20 protein-coding genes and 1 tRNA gene are annotated in these 16,940 nt (G+C 67.4%); 9 read left to right on the forward strand and 12 right to left on the reverse strand.

Annotated elements, in window-relative coordinates; genetic code table 11:
- Positions 1 to 84 precede the first annotated feature (84 nt).
- Positions 85 to 465, forward strand: a complete 381-nt coding sequence (locus APR04_RS12900) for a winged helix-turn-helix transcriptional regulator (protein WP_253870846.1) — start codon at positions 85 to 87, stop codon at positions 463 to 465.
- 52 nt (positions 466 to 517) lie between these two features.
- On the opposite strand, the gene APR04_RS12905 is transcribed toward APR04_RS12900, so the two are convergent.
- Positions 518 to 925 carry a carboxymuconolactone decarboxylase family protein gene (locus tag APR04_RS12905; protein WP_253870848.1) on the reverse strand — a complete coding sequence of 136 codons (408 nt, stop codon included), beginning with the start codon at positions 923 to 925 and terminating at the stop codon, positions 518 to 520.
- 221 nt (positions 926 to 1,146) lie between these two features.
- On the opposite strand from APR04_RS12905, the gene APR04_RS12910 reads away from it, so the two are divergent.
- On the forward strand, positions 1,147 to 2,004 hold the full coding sequence (locus tag APR04_RS12910; RefSeq protein WP_253870850.1) for an alpha/beta hydrolase: 858 nt from the start codon (positions 1,147 to 1,149) through the stop codon (positions 2,002 to 2,004).
- Positions 2,005 to 2,128: 124 nt separating this feature from the next.
- Positions 2,129 to 2,632 (forward strand): GNAT family N-acetyltransferase, encoded by a 504-nt coding sequence (locus APR04_RS12915; RefSeq protein WP_253870852.1) that lies wholly within the window; start codon positions 2,129 to 2,131, stop codon positions 2,630 to 2,632.
- A 2-nt stretch (positions 2,633 to 2,634) separates the two neighbouring features.
- On the opposite strand, the gene APR04_RS12920 is transcribed toward APR04_RS12915, so the two are convergent.
- From APR04_RS12920 to APR04_RS12935, 4 genes are all read right to left on the reverse strand, one after another.
- Positions 2,635 to 3,549 (reverse strand): S66 peptidase family protein, encoded by a 915-nt coding sequence (locus APR04_RS12920; protein ID WP_253870854.1) that lies wholly within the window; start codon positions 3,547 to 3,549, stop codon positions 2,635 to 2,637.
- A gap of 335 nt (positions 3,550 to 3,884) precedes the next feature.
- Positions 3,885 to 4,196, reverse strand: coding sequence for a type II toxin-antitoxin system PemK/MazF family toxin (locus APR04_RS12925; RefSeq protein WP_253870856.1), 312 nt, complete (start codon positions 4,194 to 4,196; stop codon positions 3,885 to 3,887).
- A complete protein-coding gene (locus APR04_RS12930) occupies positions 4,193 to 4,459 on the reverse strand; it encodes a hypothetical protein (RefSeq protein WP_253870857.1) in 267 nt (88 codons plus the stop codon). Before APR04_RS12930 ends, APR04_RS12925 begins: the two co-directional genes overlap by 4 nt.
- A 676-nt stretch (positions 4,460 to 5,135) precedes the next feature.
- The gene (locus APR04_RS12935) at positions 5,136 to 5,486 is read right to left on the reverse strand and encodes a hypothetical protein (protein WP_253870859.1); all 351 of its coding nucleotides are present in this window, start codon (positions 5,484 to 5,486) and stop codon (positions 5,136 to 5,138) included.
- Positions 5,487 to 6,382: 896 nt separating this feature from the next.
- Here APR04_RS12935 and APR04_RS12940 point away from each other — a divergent pair.
- From APR04_RS12940 to APR04_RS12950, 3 genes are all read left to right on the forward strand, one after another.
- The gene (locus APR04_RS12940) at positions 6,383 to 7,063 is read left to right on the forward strand and encodes a hypothetical protein (protein ID WP_253870861.1); all 681 of its coding nucleotides are present in this window, start codon (positions 6,383 to 6,385) and stop codon (positions 7,061 to 7,063) included.
- 331 nt (positions 7,064 to 7,394) lie between these two features.
- Complete coding sequence (locus tag APR04_RS12945; protein ID WP_253870863.1) at positions 7,395 to 8,603, forward strand: DNA cytosine methyltransferase; 1,209 nt, start codon at positions 7,395 to 7,397, stop codon at positions 8,601 to 8,603.
- Between the two features lie 41 nt (positions 8,604 to 8,644).
- Positions 8,645 to 9,502, forward strand: a complete 858-nt coding sequence (locus APR04_RS12950) for a hypothetical protein (RefSeq protein WP_253870865.1) — start codon at positions 8,645 to 8,647, stop codon at positions 9,500 to 9,502.
- A gap of 311 nt (positions 9,503 to 9,813) precedes the next feature.
- On the opposite strand, the gene APR04_RS12955 is transcribed toward APR04_RS12950, so the two are convergent.
- The 3 genes from APR04_RS12955 to APR04_RS12965 all read right to left on the reverse strand — a co-directional run bounded on the left by APR04_RS12955 (position 9,814) and on the right by APR04_RS12965 (position 11,260).
- Positions 9,814 to 10,062 carry a GNAT family N-acetyltransferase gene (locus APR04_RS12955; protein WP_253870867.1) on the reverse strand — a complete coding sequence of 83 codons (249 nt, stop codon included), beginning with the start codon at positions 10,060 to 10,062 and terminating at the stop codon, positions 9,814 to 9,816.
- Positions 10,063 to 10,317: 255 nt separating this feature from the next.
- Entirely contained in the window at positions 10,318 to 11,040 is a 723-nt protein-coding gene (locus APR04_RS12960) for a GntR family transcriptional regulator (protein ID WP_301312463.1), read from the reverse strand.
- A 133-nt stretch (positions 11,041 to 11,173) separates the two neighbouring features.
- Positions 11,174 to 11,260 (reverse strand) — tRNA-Ser (locus APR04_RS12965).
- 195 nt (positions 11,261 to 11,455) lie between these two features.
- On the opposite strand from APR04_RS12965, the gene APR04_RS12970 reads away from it, so the two are divergent.
- Positions 11,456 to 12,181, forward strand: a complete 726-nt coding sequence (locus tag APR04_RS12970) for a GntR family transcriptional regulator (protein ID WP_253870871.1) — start codon at positions 11,456 to 11,458, stop codon at positions 12,179 to 12,181.
- 6 nt (positions 12,182 to 12,187) lie between these two features.
- Here APR04_RS12970 and APR04_RS12975 read toward each other — a convergent pair whose 3' ends face one another.
- Positions 12,188 to 12,790: a hypothetical protein gene (locus APR04_RS12975; protein WP_253870873.1), complete on the reverse strand. Its 603-nt coding sequence runs from the start codon at positions 12,788 to 12,790 to the stop codon at positions 12,188 to 12,190.
- 2 nt (positions 12,791 to 12,792) lie between these two features.
- Entirely contained in the window at positions 12,793 to 13,104 is a 312-nt protein-coding gene (locus tag APR04_RS12980) for a hypothetical protein (RefSeq protein ID WP_253870875.1), read from the reverse strand.
- A gap of 159 nt (positions 13,105 to 13,263) precedes the next feature.
- On the opposite strand from APR04_RS12980, the gene APR04_RS12985 reads away from it, so the two are divergent.
- Positions 13,264 to 13,569, forward strand: coding sequence for a hypothetical protein (locus tag APR04_RS12985; RefSeq protein ID WP_253870877.1), 306 nt, complete (start codon positions 13,264 to 13,266; stop codon positions 13,567 to 13,569).
- An 85-nt stretch (positions 13,570 to 13,654) separates the two neighbouring features.
- Here the strand turns inward: APR04_RS12985 and APR04_RS12990 are convergent, their stop codons facing one another.
- Positions 13,655 to 14,707: an arabinan endo-1,5-alpha-L-arabinosidase gene (locus APR04_RS12990; RefSeq protein ID WP_253870879.1), complete on the reverse strand. Its 1,053-nt coding sequence runs from the start codon at positions 14,705 to 14,707 to the stop codon at positions 13,655 to 13,657.
- Positions 14,708 to 14,957: 250 nt separating this feature from the next.
- On the opposite strand from APR04_RS12990, the gene APR04_RS12995 reads away from it, so the two are divergent.
- Positions 14,958 to 15,914, forward strand: a complete 957-nt coding sequence (locus APR04_RS12995) for a transglutaminase-like domain-containing protein (RefSeq protein ID WP_253870881.1) — start codon at positions 14,958 to 14,960, stop codon at positions 15,912 to 15,914.
- A gap of 69 nt (positions 15,915 to 15,983) precedes the next feature.
- Here APR04_RS12995 and APR04_RS13000 read toward each other — a convergent pair whose 3' ends face one another.
- Positions 15,984 to 16,907, reverse strand: a complete 924-nt coding sequence (locus tag APR04_RS13000; protein WP_372496103.1) for a Sir2 family NAD-dependent protein deacetylase — start codon at positions 16,905 to 16,907, stop codon at positions 15,984 to 15,986.
- Between the last annotated feature and the right edge of the window lie 33 nt (positions 16,908 to 16,940).

The raw sequence follows: 16,940 nt of genomic DNA on the forward strand, positions 1-16,940 counted from the left end.
ACGATCGTGGAAGTACCCACTAATTACTGGGGTACTTACCAAACTGGTGCGTACCCGGTCCCACACCCTCACGAGGAGCGCCCGATGGCGAATTCACCGCGCAACGGCCCCTATATCTGCGGCATCGACGCCGCGCTCGACGTCGTCAGCGGCAAGTGGAAGGGTCTGATCCTCTGGGAGCTCGACGAGCACGGCGTACGCCGGTTCGCCGAGCTGCGGCGCGGCCTGCCCGGCGTCAGCGAGAAGATGCTCACCCAGCACCTCCGGGAGATGGAGGCGGACGGGCTGGTCCGCCGTCAGGTGTACGCGGAGGTGCCGCCGCGCGTCGAGTACTCCCTCACCGAGCACGGCCGGGCGCTCAACATTGCTCTCGCACCGCTCGGGGACTGGGGCGTGGAGCGGCTCCGGCGCGAGCGGTCCGAGCTGGTCGAGCACAGCGACGCGGCGGCTCTCCCGCGGCCATGATCCTCGGGTTCCGGCGGCTCTGCCCAACCAGCTCTGCCCGACGGCGGGACGATCAGGCCAGCGGCAGCAGCCCGCGCTCGGCGAACACCTTCTTCGCGACGCCGACGGCGTTCAGCGCACGCGGGAACCCGCAGTAGACGGAGCTGTGCAGGAAGACCTCGATGATCTGCTCCGGGGTCAGGCCGATGTTGAGCGACGCGCCGACGTGCACCTCGAGCTGCGCCTCGCTGCCGCCGAGGGCGGTGAGGATCCCGAGGGTCACCAGCTGCCGCTGCCGGGGCTCCAGCCCGGGCCGGGAGTAGATGTCCCCGTAACCCCACGCGACGATCTGGTGCCCGAGCTCGGGGGCGATATCTGCCAGGGAGTCGATGACGTTGTGGCCGGGGCCGTCGTGGACGGAGTCGAGGACCTCCTTGCCGGACGCGAATCGTTCCGCGCGCACCGCGTCGTTCTCGGTCATCATCCTTCTCCTTCTGAGCTGCCGGCACGGGTGGCGTGGGCTCGATCGGTGACACAGGAGCAAGCGCCGGTTGGCGCGGCCCCAGTCCAGCCCATGACCAAGCCGCAGCGCAAGACGTCTGCGCTGGTCAAAGGGCCTTTCTTTCACCCGCTCGCACGGAGACGACGCCGGGCCCGAACCGTCGCTGCCCCGACGCGTGACAGTCGACCTACGCTTGCCATGTGACCGCTTACGTACCCTTTGCTCCGCTCCCGCTCGACCAGGAGGACGTCCGGTACGAGCACGGTCCTGACTCGGCACGCAGGCCTGGGGTGCCGCACGGCTTCACGATCGAGCTGCACCGGGAGAGCGCTGCATACCCCGGGACCACGCGGAAGGTCTGGATCCACGTACCCGCTGCCTACAACCCGGCCGAGCCCGCCGGAATCGTCTTCTTCCAGGACGGCTGGTGGTACCTCGACCCTGACGGCGAGGTCCGCGGTGGGATAGTCCTGGACAACCTCGTGCACAGCGCCGACATCCCGGTCACGATCGGCGTGTTCGTCGATCCGGGGGTCTTCGAGGACGTCGAGGACCCCGCCCGGCGCAAGAACCGCAACGCCGAGTACGACTCGTTCGGCGGGCGGTACGGCGCCTTCCTCCTCGAAGAGATCGTCCCGGAGGTCCGACGGCGGTTCGCGATCACCGACGACCCGGAACGTTGGAGCATCGTCGGAGGCAGCAGCGGCGGAAGCTGCGCCCTCACTGTGGCCTGGCACTACCCGGACCGGTTTCGCCGGGTCGCCGGCTTCCTGTCCAGCTTCACGCAACTGCCGGGCGGCAACAGCTATCCGGCGCTGATCCACCTGATGCCCCGCAAGCCCCTCCGGATCTTCATGCAGGCCGGGCACCGGGATCTGCGCTGGAACCAGCCCGACCACAACTGGCTCGCGGAGAACCTGCGGGTCGCCGCGGCCCTCGCCGAGGCCGACTACGACTTCCGGCTCGTGCTCGGCGACGGCGGGCGCAACCCCAACCACGCCGGGGTCCTGCTGCCGGACGCGCTGCGGTGGCTGGCGCGTCCGGGCGAGGCTGGTTGAGGCGGTACTGCGATTCAGCCCGTCAGCGCGCTGTCGTGGCAGCTCCCGTTCGAACTGACCACCTTCCGCATGCGCGCCGACCACTCAGCGCTCGACTACGACATGCCTGTGGAGTACTGATTCCATGCCAGTGACGATCCGACCCCGCCGTGAGCAAGACCTGCCGAATCTCGCCAGCGCTCTCGTCCGCGTGCATGCCGTCGACGGATACCCGGTGGAAGGTGTGGCCGATCCCGAGGCCTGGCTACGCCACCCCAACGAGATACAGAGCTGGACCGCCGCACAGGACGATGAACCCATCGGGCAGATCACTCTCACCCAGGCCCAGCCCGACGACGACGCCGCGTTGGCCTGGCGCGAGTACACCGGCAGGGATGTCGATCGGCTGGCGATCCCCGCAAGACTCTTCGTCGATCCTGACCACCGGGGCAGCGGTGCCGGACGCCTCCTGATGGAGACCGCGCGGGATTTCGCGCGGTCACACGGGCTCGCCGTCGCGCTCGACGTCATGCTCAAGGATCACGCCGCGATCAAGCTCTACGAACGGCTCGGAGCCGAGCGGATCAGCGACATCAATCACCAGTACGGCGACGGGCTGACAGAAGCCGGCGCCGTCTACGTGGTCTGAAGTCAGGCGGTCAGCGGTGCAACCGCCAAGGCCCCCGCATCGGCGTCGAGCTCACACTCGACCCCGAGCGGGACAGACACCGGATTCTCGAGGTGCCCGAGCGGCAGCCCGGCGAGGACAGGCACTCCGAGCGAGCCCAGGCGGTCACGAAGCACGTCCAGGACGGTCCACTCGCGGTCCTGGTACTCCTCGAATCCCTCCAACGTCCCCACCGCAACGCCCAAGACCCGCGCGAGCGCGCCCGACAGCAGCAGCTGGGTCAGCGCCCGGTCGACCATCCCGAGACCGACCTCCCGATGAGTCTCCAGCAGCAGGACATGGCCTTCGAGGTCATTGTCGACGACGCCGACACTGCGGGCCAGCATGTCCAGGTTGCCGCCGTACAACGGCCCGAAGGCCGTGCCCGTGGTGGTGAGATCCGCACCGAACTGGCCGCGGTCGCTTCGCACCGGTTCGCCGCGCTCGCCGACCAGCAGCTGCCGAACGGTGTCCATACGGGTCCCTGCGACGGCCCCGTGGACCGACGGAACGCCGGCCCGGCGCCACACCTGATGCAGTGCGGTGATGTCGCTGAACCCGATGAGCGGTTTGGGGTCGGCACGGAGCGCATCAGTGTCGACGTCTGCGAGCAGTCGAAGGCTTCCACAACCGCCTCGCAGGCACAGGATGGCCCTTACCTCTGGGTCGCGGATCGCGGCGTTGAGGTCTGCGGCGCGCTCTCGATCGCCGCCGGCCAGGTACCCGAGCCGGTCGGTGGCATGACGTCCGACGCGCGCCCTGAACCCCCACGACTCGATGGTGGCGATACTCTCCGCCAGCCACGACTCATCGCTCCAGCTGGCCGGCGAGACGAGCGCGACCACGTCGTCGGGCTCGAGCTTCTGCACCTTGGACCGAGACTGAGGGAGTCGCGACATGCGCGGGACCTTACCTGGCCCGCCGCAGGTGGTCGCTCGCTAACCTGCCCGCGTGACCGATCTTGCCGTGCCGTCGACCCCTGTGGATCTCATCGCGCTGCGCGAAGCGCTGGAGGCTTCGTGGAGCGCGAGGACGTCGTACGGCGGTGTGTGGGGCTGGAGACGCGGCGGTTGCGATCGACCTGACCTGGCAGCAGTTCCCGGCCGGATCCATCGTGACAGCTCGAGGAACTCTGGACCGGGACAAGCTCGGGGGCAGCCCGGCCACCGTGGCCAGGTGCGGCCTCCTGTTGGCGGCTGTCCAGGCGGGTCTTCGTCAGACCGCATGACGATGCCTATGTGGGGTCGATCAGTGTCTGAAGGATTGCGGCGACGGCGGTTGTGTCATGCCCTGTCGGGTCGTGGCGGGTGACGCGTTCCAAGGAGACGGTGCGAGGCTGCTCGCAGATCGCGTAGGAGCCGGGCTCTACCTCGACGCGCGTCGGCCAGGGTCTATCAGTGCCGGTCAGGGGGACCACGATCGCGAGTCGCATCGCCCGGTGCTGGCGAGCGTTCGACAAGACCAGGTGCGGCCGATGCTTCGCCTGCTCGCGGCCGACGGTGGGATCCATGGACAGCCAGATAACGTCACCGCGCTGGACGATCACGCGGTGGCCTCCTGGGCACGGATCATCTGCTCCTCGGCGGCGTACTCACCCTCGGTCGGCCATGCGCCCTCTTCGCGGGTCTGGGCCTCGTACTCGTCGGGGTCGATGGCGTCCATGGCTTCCCAGAACTGGCGGCGCTCGTGCTCCTCGATGAGGGCGGCCACGGTCTCGTCTGCCGTCTTGAGCGGCTTGCCGTTGAACTTGACGTGCGCGAGCCGCTGCCGCGTAGCGCGTGCAATGGTGATGGTCGTTGTCTCACTCATGACATCCACAATGACAGATTTCATTGCCTCTGTGAACCCGTACGGTCCCCTCAAGTGCCACATGGTCACCGCGTGCCGTTTGTGGGGTCGTGGCAGAGGCGGCGATGCAAGGAAGGCGGCAGCGTGACGGTGAAGCCGCAGGCCTTCCGGCGCACCGTGGCGTGCTGCCTGGGTCCCGGGGACAACAACGGCCCCCGACCGGCAAAGATGCTGGTCAGGGGCCGTTTCGTTCGGTCCGGAACGCGGTAGCGGTGGGCTCAGCACAGTGGTTTGGTCCACGTGACGTGCAGTTGGACCACAACCCCGTTGACCTGCATGTTTACCTGTCATCGCTTGTATCGCGTCGGCACTGGTCGGTCCGAGGCGGACCTAAAGTGATGTGTAAATCATGGCTCGTCGCGCGGGCGTGTACTCAACCATGCTCCTGCTTCGTGGTCCCTGTTCCTCCGTCATCCGTTGGCGCGGGGCACGTCTCGGACATCGGTTCTGCCGGCAGTGCAACAGGTCCCGCTCATCGTGTGTCTGTGCGGTGGTGCTGGGTGTCGGCGGGACCTGTTGCACTGCTGGCGGGTTCGGTGTCAGGGTCCCGGTGAAGCCAATGGATGACGGAGGAACAGGGACACCGCGGCTCCCCTGATCCCTCTTGATTCCCGCGGTGCCCGCCGGAGGCTCGGCGCTACACCTTGTCGGTGTCGGCCTTCGGTGAGCCGATACGTTCCCGAGCGATGAGGAACTCGAGGACGTAGGCCAAGGGTGCGAGGGCAGTTGCTGGCCAGGTGCCCAGCGTTGCACCGATGATTCCCTGTAGCACGAGCACTGCTCCCCCGGCGAGGCTCAGTGTGAGTAGGCGGGGTTGCAGGTTGGTCCCAAGGGCAGCTAGACGGCGTGCCCAGCGTCGCTCGGTGATCCAGATGCTGAAGGCCGGGATACCTGGAAACGCGGAGAGTCCAGTGAAGACCACGATCCACGACCACGGCATGCCGGAGGCGGCGAAGAGCCAGACCGAGGCGACTGCGATGACGAACATGCCTTGCGGTTGCAGTCGCCTGTAGTAGGCGGCGATCTCCGCCGGGCTCTCGGTAGGGAACCTGAACTTCACTGGATCCGCGCCATGTCTGTCATTAGCTCGCCCTCACGGCCTCGCGCTTCTGTCTGCCATAGCGGGAGGTTAGCGGATCGGGCCGGACGGCCCAGCGCGCCGACGGCGCGCCTTGACGGAGGCGACGACGTTGCGGCACTACGTCAAGCGGACGCACATCGCGCCCGACGTTCGGGTGGTCCTGGACCTGCTGGTCAACCAACCGGACAGCGACTCTCCCGAGCCGAATGTCATGGGAAAGTGATGGATCTGGGGGAACGACGACGGCCCCCGACCGGCAAAGATGCTGGTCGGGGGCCGTTTCGTTCGGTCCGGAACGCGGTAGCGGTGGGGTTGGAGAGGGCACTTGTACGACGTTGCACGTGGAACCACACAACCCGGCTGACCTGTACAGATACCGCGATCGCACCCCGACCGGATTGGATGCGTTGGCACCGATGCGGACCGCAAACCGGAGCGAAAACGGAGACATCCTGGCGCGTTCGGGGTGGGGCGTCGTTCGGCTCCTTGCCACGTTCTTCGTCGGCGTGGTGCCGGGTCAAGGCTGGCGCTTGCGCCATCACGCAGTGACGCGGAGCGACCTTGATGCGGTGCCTCGTCGATGAAGATCCTCCGAGAGCCGAGCGTCGTTCCAATGGTGAGACGACTCGCTCACCGCTCCCCCGGGCTGGTGTCCGACGTCGGATGGTCTAGCTCGCGGCATCGGGCGGGCGGTTGTTAGGCGGGTGCTCGACGCAGCCGGCTACGGGCGCCGGCCGCCGTGACCGTCCGCGAACCACGAAAGGCTGCATACGCGCGAAGCGGGATTGAATAGGATCCTTCACATGTCACCTGAGGCGATGCTCTCTCTGACGTCAGCCGCGCTCGGTGCGGGCGGCGCGATCTTGGCCCAGGCGGTCGCGGAATTCTTCAGTGCTCGCCGTGACCGCCGACGGTTGGAGTGGGAGAAGACCCAAAGGGCGGAAGACGTGCGCCTCACTCAGACGGCGCGCTTCGAACAATCGAAACTTGACGCCTATCGTCGATATCTCAACCTCCTCTACCCAAGCATCTCCACGCTTCAGCACATGGTGGAGTACCCCGACGAGCCCGTCCCGAGCCGGCTAAGACGCTATGACCAGCCCTTCCGGGAAGAGGTCGAGTCACTTCGCTGGGAAGTGTCCCTACTCGGCGATCACCGTGTCACCTCGGCAGTGGAGGCGTCCCACGCATTGCTACTCGTAGCTCTGATTCAGTTCGTGTCGCCCGACGATTGGCCTCATGAAAAGCGTGTTCGCACTGCAAAGGACGCTCTCCGAGCATGGCAGCACACAAGCCATGTGATGCGTGCAGATTTGAAGGGCGATCAGGAGAGCCTTGCTGCGTTACACAAGCGTTGGCAGGACCAAGACAGGGACAAATTATCCGGCGACTTCAACGTCGCGGAGGCTCGTCTCGACGAACTTTATAGAAGATCGCGCACGGCGCAGCCACCGGTGGCCGAGCCGAAGGTTGCGGAGGAGTAGCGCGGGGTGCGACGGGGTGCGCGCAGGGAGCGAAGCGACCGGAAGCGCGGGGGCCCTGTCGCGGGCCCCCGCGCGGCGCGGCGCGAGCCGCGCCCTTGATCTCATAGAGGCCAATTCGGCAACGGCCGCCATCGCGCAGGCACGCTTCCTCATCCGGCATACACGGAGCAGGAAGGTCGAGTTGTGCAGCCCGAGTCTCCGCCGCGCAGGTTGGCGATTGAGTGGCTGTCAGTGCTGGTCCGTAGGCTGGCTGCGAACGTGTGTCCGACTCGAGTTTTTGCTCGAACTCGGCTACCGTCAGTGCCAGCCCGGCAACATGAGCGGAGGACCCGTGAGCAACCCAACACACAAGATTGCAGCGCTCTTTGCTGGCATAGGTGGGATCGAGCAAGGCTTTCATCGTGCGCTCGGCGACGACGTCGAGATGACGATGCTGTGCGAGTGGTGGGACCCCGCGAAGCGAGTTCTCTCCGCGCGGTTCCCGGGCGTAGATCTGCATCCGGATGTGCGTGAACTCACAGACCTTCCGAGCGAAACGACTCTCGTCACAGCTGGATTCCCCTGCACTGACCTGTCCCAGGCGGGCAGGACAGCTGGCATCGATGGTGAAGCGAGCGGCCTGGTCAAGCATCTGTTCGCGGTGCTCGATCACACGAAGGGCCGTAGCCACCTACCGACGCTTCTCATCGAGAACGTTCCCAACATGCTCGCGCTGAACAAGGGACGCGCGATGACGTATCTCGTCCGCGAACTTGAGGCACTCGGCTACCGCTGGGCTTACCGCGTCGTGGACTCGCGATTCACAGGAGTACCGCAGCGTCGACGACGAGTGATCTTGCTTGCGTCCCGAGACATCGATCCGCGCACGGTTCTGTTCGCCGACGACGCCGGCCCTCGAGACGACGTCGATTACAAGCAAGATGCGTTCGGCTTCTTCTGGACCGAGGGCAGACGAGGTCTTGGCTGGGCGCAGGACGCCGTTCCGACCTTGAAGGGCGGCTCCACGGTGGGCATCCCCTCACCTCCGGCAATCTGGGTTCCCGACGCTCCGATGGACCGGCGACTCATCAAGCCGCGGGTCGAGGATGCGGAAGCGATGCAGGGATTTGATCGCGGGTGGACCGACGTGGACTTCGGTACATCGAAGCGGAACGGCCCCCGGTGGAAGCTTGTCGGTAATGCCGTTACGGCGAATGTCTCGGAGTGGGTCGCGCGCCGTCTGGCGTCACCGGGTGACATCGTCGCGGACGACACGCTGTGGATGCACCAAGGCGGATCTTGGCCAACTGCTGCCTGGGGCGAGAATGGCAAGGTCCACACGATGCTCGGCCTGTCGGAGTACCCCGAGCTGGAACCGTACTCGCATCTGCTGGAAGTGGTCGACGTCGAGCAGGCAGAGCCTGTGTCGCTTCGCGGGGCTGCCGGCTTCTGGAGTCGACTCCAGCAGGGGAATCTTGGTCGGCACCCCGGCTTCCGGGACGACGTTGCCGCGTATGTCGACATGATGCGCGGTGAGATCCCCCGGGTGATTGCGAGCTGATCTCCCAGGCGACGGGGGTCGGAACCGGTACGGTGGCCTGCGTGTTCGGACCCGAGATCCTCGCCCGCTTCCTGTCCATCCCATCGCCGAAGGAAGACAAGTACGGGCAGCACTGGCAGTACAATTCGCGCTCTGACCGTCACTCCAAGGTGGGCTGCTGGGGAATCGCTTTCGACATGCTCGCGCAGTCAGGGCTGATGCAACAGCACGCTACCGCCGGGAAGATTGTTCTCGGCGTGAACCACCCAATGCGCGATTTCAAGCACAACCGCGAGAAGGACCTCGATCTTGTCATCGCGCGGCCAGACCAGTCGCGTAGCGGAACAAAGGGTACGTTCCGTGGTCTGGTCACGTCGCTCGGAATCCCACTCTCGGCCGCGGAAGACGCACTTCTCCAGCAATTGCCGGACATTTCCATCGCGCCTGTCGGTGCCGTGCTCGTGTCGCTGGAAGCGAAAGCTGCAATGACCGCTCACGTCAAAGCCAAGCCCCGCCTCTACGATGAGCTCAACTCTTCGCACTCCGCAATTCACGGTGCGTCTAGCCAGGCACTCGCGATCGGCTATGTGCAGGTCAACCACTCGCCAGAGTTCTATTCTTCGGTGATCAACAGTCCTCTGCTCAAGCACGGACTCCCTACGGAGATCACGAAGCACAACCAGCCTAAGGACACGCTGGAGATCATCGACAAGGTTTCACAACTGCCTCGCCGTGTGGGCAAGTCCGGGGACGGGTTCGACGCCATCGGCATCACTGTGCTGGACATGATTAACGACTTCAAGACGCCCGTGAAGATCGTAACTGGATCTCCCGCACCGCAGCCAGGTTCCAACTTCCACTACGACGGCATGATCGTCCGGATGGCCAACGAATACGACGCCACTTTCGCTCACATCTGAATCACCCGATTTGGCACGTCGCCGTTGAGACAGAACTCGGCCGGAAAGAGCTGTAGCGAGCAACTCGGGCTGGGAGATGTCCGGGGGTGCGATCGAAGAACAAACGGTCGGCTGCGGGTGCGAACTACAACTCGAACGCAGCGCGACGGCACGAACCGAGTTCGCCGTGAGGCAATAGAGATCATGGACGCCACTCAGCCTGAGGACGACCTTGAGAACGGCGATATGCCCCTTCGCCGAGAAGTAGCGCGCGGTCTGGCGGTTGTCGCGACTCGCCGCATGGAGCACTGGGGAGACGGCGCGGACGCCCCTCAGGAAGGCACTGCGTAGACGGCGGCGGGTTCGGTGAGGCCATCGCCGTATTGGTGGGTGAAGGTGGCGATCTGCACGGCTCCGAGGCGTTCGTAGAGCCGGATCGCGGCCCGGTCCTTGAGCATGACGTCGAACGCAATCGCAAGACCTTGGCCCTGCGCGAAGTCCACCGCGGCTTCCATCAAGAGCCGGCCGGCCCCGCTGCCCCGGTGGTCGGGGTCCACGAACAGCCGGACGGGAACAGCCAAGAGGCCGGTGTCGCCGCCGCTGTGCTCCTGCCACGCTCAAGCCGCGTCATCCTCGGGTGTGGCACGTGTGAGGATGATCTGCCCGACGGGCTGGTCGTCTTCAACGGCCGTCCGGCTCTCAAGCTCGTTGGGGTGGCGTAGCCAGCCTTCGGGGTCGGTCACGCCTTCGACAACCGTCCTGGGCGTGCACGCGGACCAGCACGGCGGCGAGGTCGGTCAGGTCTTCGCCCCGGCGGCGGCGGATCGTGAGGGTCATCAGTAGTCCACGGGCATGTCGTAGTCGAGTGCTGAGTAGTCGGCGCGCATGTAGAAGTTCGTGACTTCGAACGGCTGCTTCTCGGCGGTCATGCCGGTGTGCCACAGATCGATCATGGGCACGCCCGGCGGTAGGTCGAGGCCTTCGGCCTCTTCCCGCGTGGCCGGCTGCGCGGTGATCTCTTCGCGGACGTTGGCGATGGTGTAGCCGAGGTCTTCGAGTCGGCCGTAGAGACGGCGCTTGCCGAGGTTTTCGGCCTTCGCAAGGGCCGTGCCCTTGGCGATGGACCACGGGATGAACGTGATGCCGACCTGCATGGGTACCTCGTCGGCGAAGTACCAGTTCTCGCGGCGTACGACGTCGGTCCCGGGTTCGATGCCGAGCCGTTCCGCGACGTCGACGTCGGCAGGGACTCGTTCTGCGCTGCGGACCTCGACCCGCGGAGTCTTGCCTGCGCCCGGGCCTCGGCGCCGAACGGGCCGTGTCTGGTGACCGCTCGCATCGGGGTCGTGTAACGCAGCCGGCCAAAGCGCATCCAGCAGGGACGCTCGCGGATGAAGTAACCCCCGGCCGTGCTCGGACCGGACAAGCCCTTCTTGGATGAGTTCCTGGATGGCAGCCCGCACTGTGTTCCGGGCGCCGTGATAGGTCGGGGCGAGCACTCGCTCGGATGGCAACTTGTCGCCGGCGCGGAACTCGCCGAAGTGGATCGCGTCCCGCAGTGATCCTCTGCGACCTCACCATCGACCTCGCCCGCGACTACCAGCCACGCGGTACCAGACCCCACACATGACAATGGCCCGAACCCACAATCCGTGGGTTCGGGCCATTGTCATGTCCTGCGACATCACAACGCGGTAGCGGTGGGATTTGAACCCACGGTGGACTTTCACCCACACACGCTTTCGAGGCGTGCTCCTTAGGCCGCTCGGACACGCTACCTTCGCCCACCACACAACAGCAGCGGGCCGTAGCAGGATACCCGGTCAGAGCCCGGTTCCACGAATCGGCCGCCGGACCCCGGTCGCACGGCCGCGAGCGCCTCCCTGTCCGACGGCTGTCCGACGACCAGACCCGCCAGATCCTCCGGCCGCGTCACATCATCCGGCGACCCTGACCCGACCGTAGAGTGGCCCCATGGCGACGACCGCTGACGCAGAACCTCTTCCCGACACTGCGGCAGACGCTGCGGAGGACCCTTCGGACGCCAAGGTGGGCGATCTCGTCGAGCGCACGGCGGCCTCGATCCGCTCGTGGATCATCACGGGCAAGGCCCGGCCGGGCGAGCGACTCTCGGAGAAGGCTGTATCTGAGACCCTCGCGGTCTCCCGCAATACGCTCCGTGAGTCGTTCCGGGTGCTGACCCACGAGAACCTGCTCGTCCGGCGCCCGCATGCCGGCGTCATGGTGGCCGTCCCGACGCTGGCGTCGATCCTCGACATCTACCGCGTGCGCCGCATGATCGAGGGGCAGGCCCTGCGGGGCGCGCTGCCCGGTCACCCGGCCACGGACATCATGCGCAAGGCCGTCGAGAGCGCGGAACAGGCCCGCGACGAGAAGGACTGGCGCACGGCCGGAACGGCCAACATGGAGTTCCACCGCGGGATCGTCGCGCTCTGCGACAGCGAGCACCTGGACCGGCTCTATGCCACCGTCTCGGCGGAGCTGCGCCTCGCGTTCGGCCTCCTGGCGAACCCGGAGTACCTGCACGCCCCTTACGTGGCGCGCAACGCGCGCATCCTGGAGATGACCCTTGCCGGGGACAGCGCGGCCGCCGCCGCGGAGCTCGACGAGTACCTGGTCCAGTCGGAGCGGACGGTCGCCGCCGCGTACTCGCGGCGCACACCTGGTGATCCCGCCTGACGCCGTTCACCGCACCGGCAGCACCGCCAGCAGCTCGTCCAGCTGCACCCTCGTGGTCGCGACGTATCCGCCGCGCAAGCGCATCGCCGCGTCCCAGACCTCTCGCTCCCCCGATGACTGCCGCTCCAGCACGCTCATGTTCTCGGTGAGGTCCAGCCGCCGGTTGAACCCCTGGACGGTGTCACGCCAGCGGTGCAGGCCCGTCACGAGGGTGGTGTCCCGACGCCGGTCGAGCGCACCCGACACGAGCGCGGCGTCGACGGCGGAGACCGCGAGCCGCGCGAAGACGGCTCGCGGGCGATCGTCCGTGGTCCGCGCGAACTCGTTGTCCGCGAGGACTGCTTGGTTCCGCTCCAGCTCACGCCGGATGGCCGCGAGCACCTGAGCGTGTCGTTCCGCCTCGCTGCTCAGCCGCTCCACGATGAGCCCGGTCAGGCCCGCCACCAGCGTCAGCGAGTTCACCGCCGGCTCCCAGCGTGGCTCTCCTGGCAGCACGAACCACAGGACACCGAGCACGAACGCCGCGGCCAGCAGCACGTAGGTGACTATGGCGACAGTGGCGCGCGCGACGGTGACGTGCCGCTCCACCAGCCGGCCGAGCCCCGGCACGCTCAGGCCCAGATGGTGAACGGCCGGTCGTCCACCCGCGGCTCCGCGGGTGCCGGCGGGCCCACGACGTAGACCCGGTCGCCGGGCCGGAGGGCGTCGAGGATGCGCTCGAGGACGGCCGCAGCGCCGTCGTCGTCCACGACCACGAGGTCCAGGTGCAGGGATTGAACCCCCTGCCGGGCCGGTACGGGAGGCAGGCCGGGCTCGCGCACGCCTGCCCCCGCCCGTGCCTTGCGCCGGAGCCGCGGAACCGCTCGGACCAGCAGGCCGAGCCGGTGCTCCACGGGCTGCTGCTGCACTGTCGGTTCGGCCATGTCGGTCATCCTCCGGCGTGGGCGGGCAGGTCTCGCTGCACATCCAGATTAGCGCCGTCCGACAGAAGTATCTAGGTTGTTGAACAATTTGCCACCAGGCCGCTGCTGCGTGACATGTCCGCGGACCCGTCCCCAGGATTTTCCCAGCCGGCGCCAGGCTTGCCCCAGCCGCACCACAGGGCGCCTCTTGACGGCCGACGACGCCGCGGCGGAGGCGACGACCGAGCAGGACGCGGCCGGCACGGCCACACCGGTGCGCCCGCGGAGGGCAAGGCTCCGGCGTCGGGCACCGTGCCGCAGGGCGAGCCGCCGCAGAGCGGCGGTGGCATGCCGGGCGATACCGCGGGCGACTTCTCGCTGGCGATCACCGGCGGTGAGGTCACGGTCGACGCAGGGGGCGACGGCACGGTCGACAGCGATGGCGGGCGGGGCCCCGGAAGGCACGGACCGGGCACCCGCCCCTGACCAGGCGAGCTGAGTGCTGGATACTTGTCGGGCCTGACGGTCCGAACCCGACAAGTACCCAGCACTCAACGATCGAGCCTGTCCGTCAGTAGACGTATGGCCAGCCTGCGCCGTCGTAGGCCAGCAGGTTGATGCCCAGTCGGGACGCCCCGCCGTCCGTGTAGTAGTGGTAGAAGAGTGCGTCGGCGTCGTTGTCGGCGAACACCGCCTGATGGCCAGGGCCGTTGATGCTCCCGTGGCTCGCGAGGATCTCCGTGCCACCGCCCGAGTTCATGGCGGTCCCTGCGCGGTCGACGTAAGGACCGGTGACCGACGTCGAACGGCCCACCATCAGGCGGTACGTGCTGTTGGCACCCTGGCAGCAGGTGTCGAACGAGACGAACAGGTAGTAGTAGCCGCCTCTGTAGTGGATGGTCGGCGCCTCGACGGCACCGCCACCCCTGCTCGCGATGCTGGTGAGCTGGGTCCCGGACCGCTTGCCCGTCGAGGAGTCGATGCTGATCATCTTGATGCCCGACCAGAACGAGCCGAAGCTCAGGTGCCACCGGCCGGACTGGTCGATGACCAGGTTCGGGTCGATGGCGTTCCAGCCGTCCGACGTCCTCGACTCGATGACGAGGCCCTGGTTGGTCCACGAGCCCTGGGCGCCTGTGGTGCTCGTGGCGAGGAAGATCGCCGAACGGTTCGAGCCGAACGTCGAGGCCGAGTAGTACAGGTAGTAGCGGCCGCCCACGTAGGTGATGTCCGGCGCCCAGACGTGGTTGCTGCCGTTCGTGTACGGGTGCGCCCAGGGGACACCGTTCGGGAACGCGGCCCCGGCGTCGTTCCACCGGGTACGGTCCGTGGACGTCTTCAGGGTGATCCCGTTGCCCGTGTGGGCGAGCAGATAGTTGCCGGCGGGTGACTTGGCGACCTCCGGGTCGTGCACACCCGTGCTGCCGGTGACGACGCCAGGGTTGGGGTAGTCCGCCTGGGCGGCCGCCGCCGTGACCGACGCCGGCGCGCCGGCCGAGCCGTCTGCCACGACCGGGCTGCCCGACGCCGCGGGACTGATCGCGAGCCCTGCGGCGACGAGCAGCGCGACGGCCGCCTGTCGGGGTCGGGCGCTGCTGCTGGATCGTGCTCGGAACTGGTGCATCGTTGCCTCCGTCCGGAACGTGCCGACAGCGACGGGGCCCAGTTGTGAGCGCTCACATTCCGGACCGGACCATCGTCGCTCCGGCTTCTACAAGGTTGTAGAACAGTGTGGGGCGGGTGAATTGGCACGTCAAGGGGTAGTCGCGAGCAGTGTCGCCTGCGCACCCGGACCGCCCGTCGGAGCGGGATTCGGACTGTCAGATGTCCCACCTTGCGGGGTAGCCTTCCGACACCGCCGAGGGAGGACACCGATGCCCGCGCCCACGCTCTTCGACTACTCGGACCACAGTCCGTACTCGAACCCCGGAACTCACGCAGGATTCTTCAGCGAGCTGAGCACCGAACCGGAAGAGCTGCACCGGTTCGCCTGCTCCGCCGTCGTGCACTACCGGGCCGACGGCCCGACGCTCACCGAAGCGCAGAAGGCTGATCCGGACCGGCGCTGGCTGACGTCGATCCTGGACGCCGCCGAGGCGCGGGCCGCGCTCGACGGGCCGCGGACGTTCTCGCAACAGGTCGCCGGCTGCTGCCGCGACCACACCCTGATCTCGCTCGGTGTGCTGCGGACGCACGGCATCCCCGCGCGGTCCCGGATCGGGTTCGCCACGTACTTCGCGGCAGGCTGGAACAGCGACCACGTGGTGGGTGAACGCTGGGACGGCGGACGCTGGGTACGGTTCGACCCGGAGCTCCGCCAGGAGGACTTCGACTTCGACGTCCACGACATGCCCACGGGACCTGAGTCGCCGTTCCTCACGGCGGCCGAGGCGTGGCTCGCGATCCGCGCGGGGACGGCCGACCCCGCGGCGTTCGGCGTGGACCCGGGTCTGCCGGACCTGAGCGGCAAGGACTTCGTCCGCTGCTACGTCCTGTACGAGGTGGCGCACCGGCACCGCGACGAGCTGCTGCTCTGGGACCTGTGGGGACCGGAGCTGAGCACGCGGCGTGTCCGTGAGGCCGGCGACGGGCGGGCTGCGACCTGGGTCCAGGAGGCCGGCGTGCCGGGCGACGACGTCTCGGACGCCGAGTTCGACGCCGTCGCCGACGAGCTCGCCTACCTGCTCGTCGCCGCCGACGCCGGGGACGACGAGGCCGCCGACCAGCTCGCCGAACTGTACCGCGAGGACGTGCGGCTGCACCCGGGCGGACGCGTCCTCACCCTGTCCCCCACCGGCCACGCCGGCATCACGGACCTCGCCGCCCACTGACGTTGGTCGTGGGCGTGATCGTTGCGACTTCCAGCCCGTTCCAGGCGCAACGAGCACGCCCACGACCATCTAGAGGCGGAGGTCCAGCTGGTCGAGGACGTCGCTCGTGCCTTGCTCGATCTTTACCGTCGCGTACTTGTCGCCACGGGTGATCCCGCGGTTCACGATCACCACGGGCTTGCTCGCCTCGGCGGCGTGCCGCACGAACCGCAGGCCGCTCATCACGGTCAGTGACGAACCAGCGACGAGCAACGCGTCCGCCGAGTCCACCAGCCCGAACGCCCGCTCCACCCGCTCGCGCGGCACGTTCTCGCCGAAGTACACGATCTCCGGCTTGAGGACTCCACCGCAGAACTCGCAGGGCGCTGGCCGGAAGTGGGCGGTCGACTCGATGACGGCGTCGGCGTCGGGCGCGATCTCGATGTCCGCGACGTCGCCGACGGACTCCAGAAAGCCGGGGTTGAGGGCGTCGAGCCGCTCGGCGAGGTGCGTGCGCGAGATGACCCGGCTGCAGGACAGGCAGATCACACGGTCGTAGCGTCCGTGCAGGTCGATGACGTTGCGGGAGCCCGCGTCCTCGTGCAGCAGGTCCACGTTCTGCGTGATGATCCCGGCGAGGACGTCGCGCTCCTCGAGCCGGACGAGCGCCCGGTGCCCCGCGTTCGGCACGGACCGGTTCACGTGCTGCCAGCCCACGTGGTTGCGGGCCCAGTAGTGGCGGCGGAACTCCTCGTCCCCCACGAACTGCTGATAGGTCATCGGGCTGCGCGGCGGGGAGTCGGGCCCGCGGTAGTCGGGGATGCCGGAGTCGGTCGAGACCCCGGCGCCCGTGAGCGCCGTGAACCGCAGACCGGTGAGCACCTCGACGGCGTCGTCCACCGTGGTGCGGGCGACGTCGACGGGTTCAGGGTTCCACGTGGTGGGTCGGGCTTGAGGGAACACGTTTACGAGGGTATGCCGCCGAAGGTCCGCCGGCCTCGCTGTGTGTTCCATTTCGCACCGGGCGGCAGCCCGCTAGCCTGGGAT

This window comes from Promicromonospora umidemergens (genome assembly GCF_024171995.1).
Classification (GTDB): Bacteria; Actinomycetota; Actinomycetes; order Actinomycetales; family Cellulomonadaceae; genus Promicromonospora; species Promicromonospora umidemergens.